Source organism: Photobacterium lucens, assembly GCF_009873615.1.
GTDB lineage: Bacteria > Pseudomonadota > Gammaproteobacteria > Enterobacterales > Vibrionaceae > Photobacterium > Photobacterium lucens.
This window is the reverse complement of sequence record NZ_SSMG01000188.1, coordinates 1-5,413: the sequence shown is the minus strand read 5'-3', so window position 1 is coordinate 5,413 and position 5,413 is coordinate 1. Positions and strand designations below refer to the sequence as shown.

The 5,413-nt window shown below is 39.3% G+C and carries 5 protein-coding genes; 3 read left to right on the top strand and 2 right to left on the bottom strand.

Annotated elements, in window-relative coordinates; genetic code table 11:
* Nucleotides 1–84: 84 nt before the first annotated feature.
* Complete coding sequence (nagA, locus tag E5A76_RS09060; protein WP_053989011.1) at nucleotides 85–1,218, bottom strand: N-acetylglucosamine-6-phosphate deacetylase; 1,134 nt, start codon at nucleotides 1,216–1,218, stop codon at nucleotides 85–87.
* 381 nt (nucleotides 1,219–1,599) lie between these two features.
* Between nagA and E5A76_RS09055 the strand changes: the two genes are divergently transcribed.
* Together E5A76_RS09055 and E5A76_RS09050 are read left to right on the top strand one after the other, a co-directional pair.
* Nucleotides 1,600–2,949 carry an MDR family MFS transporter gene (locus E5A76_RS09055; RefSeq protein WP_161118721.1) on the top strand — a complete coding sequence of 450 codons (1,350 nt, stop codon included), beginning with the start codon at nucleotides 1,600–1,602 and terminating at the stop codon, nucleotides 2,947–2,949.
* Between the two features lie 171 nt (nucleotides 2,950–3,120).
* Entirely contained in the window at nucleotides 3,121–3,879 is a 759-nt protein-coding gene (locus E5A76_RS09050) for a DmsC/YnfH family molybdoenzyme membrane anchor subunit (RefSeq protein ID WP_161118720.1), read from the top strand.
* An 81-nt stretch (nucleotides 3,880–3,960) separates the two neighbouring features.
* Here the strand turns inward: E5A76_RS09050 and E5A76_RS09045 are convergent, their stop codons facing one another.
* Complete coding sequence (locus E5A76_RS09045; protein WP_161118719.1) at nucleotides 3,961–4,506, bottom strand: isochorismatase family protein; 546 nt, start codon at nucleotides 4,504–4,506, stop codon at nucleotides 3,961–3,963.
* A 130-nt stretch (nucleotides 4,507–4,636) separates the two neighbouring features.
* Here E5A76_RS09045 and E5A76_RS09040 point away from each other — a divergent pair, with 130 nt between their 5' ends.
* Nucleotides 4,637–5,323, top strand: coding sequence for a VC0807 family protein (locus E5A76_RS09040; RefSeq protein ID WP_053989015.1), 687 nt, complete (start codon nucleotides 4,637–4,639; stop codon nucleotides 5,321–5,323).
* Nucleotides 5,324–5,413 lie beyond the last annotated feature (90 nt).

Below are 5,413 nucleotides of genomic sequence, written 5' to 3'. Positions count from 1 at the left end.
TCGTTAATGAAGATTAAATAAACTAATAAAAAAGAGGGCATATAGCCCTCTTTTTTTATTCTGCTGAAATAAGAAACGTTTAAATTAGAAAACGTGCTTACCCATTTGGAATACGTGCTTAACTTGGTTGTCATCAGAAAGCAGTGTGATGTTCGCTTTGTAACCAGCTTTTAGCATGCCGTACTCGTTATCGATGTTTACAGCTTTTGCAGGGTATAGTGTAGCCATACGTAGTGCTTCTTCACGAGATAGACCAACGTGGTCGATAAGGTTGTTTAGACCTTGGATCATCGTTACAGCTGCACCTGCAATAGTACCGTCAGCGTAGTGACACTTACCATCAGTAACAAATGCTTTTAGACCCGCCATATCGAACTCAGTCATGTCTGTACCTGCTGGCGCAACAGCATCTGTCACCATGAATAGTTTCTCACCCATGATTTCATGTGCAATACGTACAGATGGGAATGATGCGTGGATACCGTCAACGATGATACCTGCATGTGGTTTTTTATCGAAGATGTAACCAACAACGCCAGGTTCGCGTGAACCTAGTGGTGTCATTGCGTTGTACAGGTGAGTTGCCATTGTTAGGCCATTTTTCTCGTTAACTTGATCGTAAGTAGCATTAGTATGACCAAGAGAAACCGTGATACCTGCTTCACGAACGATATCGATAACAGATTGTGGCGTGTTTTCTGGTGCAACAGTTAGTACACAGATCTTGTCTGCATTGTCTGCTAGGTAGTGAGCCGTTTTCTCGTCTAGTTGGCGGATAAACTCTTCACGGTGAGCACCTTTCTTTTCAACACTGATGAATGGACCTTCAAGGTGAAGACCTAGTACACCAAGTTGTTCTGGTTTCTCAGTTGCTTCAACCATTTCGATCACTTCAACAAGAGACTCGCCGTCACTCGTGATGAAAGTAGGTAGGAACTGAGTTGTACCGCTCTTAAGGTTGGTTTCATTCATGATTTGCAGCGTTTCAGTGCTGATAGCTGTGTTTAGCAGTACACCGCCACAACCATTTAGCTGAAGATCAATAAAACCTGCAGAAGCTAACATACCTTTAGCATCAACAACTGTTTCTGGTAATTCTGCTTGATTCACTTCTGACATAGGAACGATGCGTTGAATAACGTCATCTTGAACGAAGATTGCTTGATCGTTTAGCGTGTTCTGTCCGTCAAATACATTGACATTAATAATTGCGATCATTGATTTCTCACTTGTAATTTCTGAGCTGAAGCTGCTATTGCTTCAGTTAATCCTTTTTCTTTTACAATGCCTCGTCAATTTCGCTTAAATACGTAACGAAACATCGACTAAAATCTTAAAAATAAATCTTATTTTTTTATGTGAAATAAGATACCTGTTTAATCCTTGATTCGTCAAATCATTTCATTAAAAAAACAGCAGAATTAGACATAATTGGTTTTTAGTTATTCACACAACGTATGAATTGACACGATTTTTTTATTTAGATAATAAGCCACGTAATATAGCAAGGCGTTCGATTGTATAGTAATTAACATACAAATCATCACTTTATTTCAACAATAGTACAGATACAGTATCTTATAGGGGAAGGAGAGAGATATGACCACCCCTAAAACGATTTTTGGCAGTGTAGCGTTAGTAATAGCGTTAGGCTCATTAGAAAAAAGTATTGTTACGACCCCTTTACCTATGATTGGGCAAGAATTACAAGCAGGTGAGCTTTTGACCTGGGTTGTAACAGCTTATTTACTCGCTTCTACCGCAGTGTTACCGCTATATGGAAAGCTAAGTGATCTGTTTGGTCGGGTAAGAATGCTTAATGTCAGCATTGTACTGTTTGTCTTGGGTGCTATTGCATGTGGGTTATCGCAAGACATAAATATGTTGATTGCAGCACGTGTACTACAAGGGATTGGTGGCGGAGGCTTAATTGCGCTTGCGTTTACAGTGATAGCAGACACGATTCCGGCAAAGGAAGTGGGTAAATACCAAGGCTATATTTCAGCGGTTTATGCCGTTTCGAGTATCGCAGGTCCATTACTAGGTGGCTTTTTTACTGAGCAATTGAGTTGGCGTTGGGTTTTCTGGATCAATATTCCGCTCGGTTTGTTAGCTGTTTGGTTGATAAATAAGAACTTAAGTCATTTAAATATTAGACGAAAGAGTCGCTTTGATTGGATCGGTGCGATGCTGCTTATGGTTGTTACTACGCTGTTATTACTAGTGATCTCACCTGAATCGCATTTTTCAAAAACATTATTAGTTGGGATGTTATGTGTTTTTTCTCTATTGCTAGTGATTGTTGAGTCACGGGTTGCCGATCCAATTTTGCCTTATAAGCTGGTGAGGTTATCAGGATATGCAATCAGCGTTTTTTTGATCATGTGCTCACAACTTTTGATGTTTGCTGTATTAGTTTATTTACCGTTACAGATGCAATGGCAACAGGGCATGACAGCATCACAAAGTGGCCTGATCATGGTTTATTTTATGTTTAGTATCACAACTGGAGCGTATTTTTCCGGTAAATACATTGCAAAGTCAGGCCTATATAAGCGCGTAGCCGTGATTGGTTTTGGTTTGGCTACGGGGGCTTTGGTGCAATTATATACGGGGTGGAGCGTTCATCTATCTTTAGTGTTTGCTGGGCTTGGATTAGGTTTTACTTTGCCAGCATTGAGTGTTGTTGTTCAGCATGTGTTACCGCCAAAAGATAGAGGCATTGGAATGTCGATGTTTAGTTTTGGACGTGAATTAGGCGGAGCCATTGGTGTTGCTATTTGCTCCACTGTTTTTCACAGCCAAGTACCAACCGCTGATATATCACAAAAAGTCGATGTGCTGATTTTGCAGCATGGGTTTAATTTAACTTATCTTACTATGGCAGGTATTGCTGCGCTGGCTATGGTGCTGACGTTATGGATACTCAAGAGTCGATCATTAGATTAATCCGTTAAGGTAAGTTGGTACTTTAATGAAGATAAGGGATAGGCAATTACTATCCCTTTTCTTTGCACTTAATCTGGCTTTTCTGCAAAATAGCGCCCTTATTAATTATTGTGCTATCAAATCAATTGTTATGGGAATTGGCAGCACTCTCATGCAGTACAGGAGTCATCAATGCAGTGGGCTGACTGGCCATTTATCATTTCTCAGGTATTAACACAGTTTTCTATTGGCGCATTCACCATTTTAGGCGGCATTATGCTGACTGGAAAATTATGTTTTGGTCAAAGTGACAGGGTATTAAAAACATTACCTATTATTTGGGTGTTATTGATCATCGCAATGTTGTTACGTGAAGGTACGCTGATGTTCGGCGGAGTGAATAGCGTATCAAGTTTTGGTTTAGAGACCTTTTTTGCGCTGAGTTTTATTATTCTGACAATTACATATTGGTTCTGTGAAAAGCAGCTGGTCGGTAGTGATAAGTGGCGAAAATTGTTCCTTATTATTATCGTGGTTTGGGGTGGATGTTATTTTATTGATGGTGTGTTAGCACATGCTGTGCAGTTACAAGTGGTTGTGCAGTTTATCTTGGCAGTACTTTTAGGTGGTGCGCTTTTGGCACACAGCATGTTAGTAAAAGCAGAGCATAAACTCACTGCGTTAAACCGTGTGTTGCCTTTTTGTGGGGCGGTATTAGCACTGGTTGCTGTTATAGCTAATATTAACGGCATCGGCGAGTTAGTACAGCAAGCTGAACAAGGTGCTATTACTGGCTTTATCTTGCGAGCTGTTAGCATTGGCTCGTTGTTAATCGCTGTAGGTTTATGGTTAATGCCGCTAGTTACAAAAAGCAAACCTGTTGCTGCTATGATGTTTTTAAGTACGACTGTAATGAGTATCGCAAGCATAACAGCAGCGCTATCTATGTAGTTATTCTCTTTTAGCGAATTGATATAATAAAGGCCTTACATACACCTTAGTTTTTAAAGTGTGTTTAAGGCCTTTTTATTACTATTTAATGAGCTTTAGCAGGGCTTTGAAACGCCCACCACTCGCCACACGTTGTAATTCAAATAACAACATTTCAGTTGAGCTAATTTGTGCTCCCGCACGTTGCATTTTATTTATCGCAACAAGCTTATTCTCTTCCGTTCGAGAACTAACCGCATCACTGACCAAGGTGACGTGGTAACCATCTGCAATAAGATCTATCACCGTTTGATAGACACAAATATGTGCTTCAATACCTATAATTATAATGGATTTACGTTGTTTTAACTGAAGCTGTTCAAGGAAACTGATATTTTGAAAGGCACTAAATGTCTCTTTTGCAATAGGTGTAAAACCTTGTTGCTGTAAAGGGGTGGCGATTTGTGGAATGGTTGCCCCTAATTTATCCGGTAATTGTTCAAGCCAAAGTGTGGGTATATCAAATAGTTCAGCGCCTTTGACCATGATTTCAGCATGATGAAAGAAGTCATCTTTTTTATGCATTAAGTGTGCAAGGTTGCCTTGAATGTCAATCACAACCAACACGGAATTGTGGATATCAAGCATGCGTTATTCCTTTTGTTGGTTAAAAATTTAATGGTTTGTAACCATATAGCTCTTTACAGTGTTGTAGAGAAACGGAACAATGCAAAGAGACAACGTAAAATAAATGTAAACAAAGGAAGTGGCGTCAGACATGGCTGAAAAGAAATCGAATCCGTTAAGTGAAATTGTTTTTAACGTTATTGTGCCTTCAGTGATCTTAATGAAATTCAGTGGTGAAGAGCAATTAGGTGCAGTAGGGGGCTTGCTTGTTGCGTTAGCATTTCCTGTTGCTTTCGGTGGTTATGAGCTTGTTCGTTATAAAAAATATAATTTCATTGCCTTACTCGGTATTGTCAGTGTGCTTTTAACGGGTGGTATTGGTTTATTAGAGCTAGATACTAAATGGTTAGCCATCAAAGAAGCGTTGATTCCTGGCTTAATTGGTATCGTGGTCTTTGGTTCAACTTTCACTAAGTTTCCGGTTGTGCGTAAATTAGTACTTAATGATAGCGTATTAAATTTAGGGCTTATTAACGAGCGTCTTAAAGAGAATAATAACGAGCATTTGTTTGATCGTTGTTTAACGCAATCTAATTATATGTTTGCAAGTACTTTTCTGTTTTCTTCAGTAATGAACTACATCTTGGCAACCGTGATTGTAACTAGTAAATCAGGGACAGAAGCGTTTAATGAAGAGTTAGGTCGACTAACGCTATTGAGTTATCCAATGATTGCCATTCCATCAATGATAATGATGATGGGGATCTTCTACTTTGTCTGGCGTCAGATCCGTCGTATGACACAATTAGAAACAGCGCAAATTTTTAAAGCACAATAAATCAGTGCTGATTCGGAATAAAAGCAGTGGGTAAACCACTGCTTTTTTGTTTTTACATCATAACTAACAAGCGATAAGTGTCTTACATAT

Excerpts from the sequence above, each read along its gene's own strand:
- E5A76_RS09045 (WP_161118719.1), bottom strand. The coding sequence starts at position 4,506 with ATGCTTGATATCCACAATTCCGTGTTGGTTGTGATTGACATTCAAGGC.
- nagA (WP_053989011.1), bottom strand. The coding sequence starts at position 1,218 with ATGATCGCAATTATTAATGTCAATGTATTTGACGGACAGAACACGCTA.
- E5A76_RS09055 (WP_161118721.1), top strand. The coding sequence starts at position 1,600 with ATGACCACCCCTAAAACGATTTTTGGCAGTGTAGCGTTAGTAATAGCG.
- E5A76_RS09050 (WP_161118720.1), top strand. The coding sequence starts at position 3,121 with ATGCAGTGGGCTGACTGGCCATTTATCATTTCTCAGGTATTAACACAG.
- E5A76_RS09040 (WP_053989015.1), top strand. The coding sequence starts at position 4,637 with ATGGCTGAAAAGAAATCGAATCCGTTAAGTGAAATTGTTTTTAACGTT.